This window comes from Kitasatospora sp. NPDC085879, from assembly GCF_040686255.1.
In the GTDB taxonomy this organism is placed as follows: Bacteria; Actinomycetota; Actinomycetes; order Streptomycetales; family Streptomycetaceae; genus Kitasatospora.
On record NZ_JBFBJZ010000189.1, the window covers coordinates 1 to 1,777 of the forward strand.

Sequence of the window (1,777 nt, forward strand, 5' to 3'; positions counted from 1 at the left end):
GACTCCGTTGGGAAATCCGCAAACCGGGCCGGGGATCAGGCTGCCAGGTCGAGGGCGGCGAGATGTGAGGTGCGGGTCTTGCCGAGGGGTGTGCCGGCGAGCCAGGCGTCGAGGCGGACGAGGTTGATCGCGGTGGCAGCGAGGACGTTGCCGAGGTGGGTCTTGGCCGGGCCGGTGTAGCGGGTGCGGCGGATGCCGGTGCGACGGACTGCCTGCGAGATCGTTCCCTCGATGCCGGCTCGGATGTCGTACCGCCTCTTCCACTCGTCGGTCTGCTGCTCGTGGCGTCGTTGCTCGAGAACCTGTTGCTGTGAGCGGGGCAAGAGGGTGAGACTCCGGCCGTATGTGCCGTTCGCAGCCTTGGTGCACTGCGTTCGAGCAGGGCAGGGGCCGCAGTCCTGGAGCGCGAAGTGCACGCGGGTGATCGGGGTGCCGCTGGATTTGCGCTGGTCGGACCAGCTGACGCTGACCGCTCCCCGCGGGCAGGTGACCTTCCGTGCGTCCCAGTCGACGCTGAAGGCGCTCTGGGCGATGTGCTCGCCCTCATGCCGTTCGTGGACCGTGTCCAGACCGACCGGCCCCAGTAGGTCGATGCCATGCTCGTCGCGGGCGTGAACGATGTGCGTGGCGGTGACGTAGCCGGCATCCACGATGTGCTCGTCCGGCAGTAACTCCCGTGCGGCCAGGCCCTGATGGACCGCTTCGGTCACCTCCGTATCACCAACCGTCGCGTCCGTGGTGACAACATGAGTGATCACGTGCGGGGCGTCGGGCTCGCAGGTCTCGCTCAGATGGGCCTTGTAGCCGCACCAGCCCGAGCCCCGCTTCACGCTGTAGCGGGCAGCCGGGTCGTAGGGCGAGGCCAGGCGGCGTCTGCCCGGCGGGAGGTCCTTGCCCTCCCGCCATCGCACCCCCTCACCGTCGCGGTGGTACTGCTCGACCCAGGCCCTGCGCAGGACCTGGACGGCCGGGATCTCCCGCAGCCAGGCGGGCGCGCCGGGGCTGAGGGCCGCCTCCAGAAGAGCGAAGCCGTCCCGGCCGACCTGCTCGGCCCATTTCTGCCGGACGTTCTCGCCCTTGGGGAAGCGGTAGGAGTCGATCCGGGCTCCGTATCGCTCGACCCAGTCGGCAGTCACCAGCCCGGCCAGCCACTGCGGAGCGGCCGCCGCCAGGGCCTCCAAGGCCGCGCGCAGGGTCTCGCCGACGAACTCCATCCGGTTCAGCACCCGCACCGCGGCCACGACGTGGGTGGAGTCCGTGCGCTGGCGACCGCCTGCCCGCAGCAGCCCGAGCGCGGAGATCCGCTCCAGGACCAGGTCCAGGACCCTCTCCTCCAAACCGTGCTCGATCAGCCGGGCCCGGAAGTCGCCCAAAACCGTGAAGTCGAAGCCTGGATCGTCCAACTCCAGTCCGAGTAGGAACTTCCAGTCCATCCGGGCCCGCACCTGATCGGCGGCCTGCCGGTCGCTGAGCCCCTCCGCGAACTGCAACACCGACACCAGCGCCAAAGCCCCGGGCGAGACCGCCGGCCGACCCCGAGCAGGGAACGCCTCCGCAAACGACCCGTCCTCGAGCAGCGGCCCCAGCGCGTCCCGAAGGCGGATCGCCAGCGTTCCCTTCGGAAACGAGGCCCGCACCACCCGCGCGGTCAGCTCCGGCACCCCGACATCCCGCCGCGACTCCAGCGACACCCGACCCCCTTGACCGACAACAAGCCCGATCCTGGCAGCCGGAACCATCCGCCATCACCGCTTTGCGGATTTCCCAACGGAGTCCT

At 69.8% G+C, this 1,777-nt stretch carries 1 protein-coding gene; it reads right to left on the minus strand.

Annotation, left to right across the window (positions count from 1 at the left end; translation table 11 throughout):
* Window positions 1-35 precede the first annotated feature (35 nt).
* Window positions 36-1,739: an IS1182 family transposase gene (locus AB0P35_RS42035; RefSeq protein ID WP_363521873.1), complete on the minus strand. Its 1,704-nt coding sequence runs from the start codon at window positions 1,737-1,739 to the stop codon at window positions 36-38.
* Window positions 1,740-1,777 lie beyond the last annotated feature (38 nt).

Coding starts and splice junctions, on each gene's coding strand:
- AB0P35_RS42035 (WP_363521873.1), bottom strand. CDS start 1,739: ATGGTTCCGGCTGCCAGGATCGGGCTTGTTGTCGGTCAAGGGGGTCGG.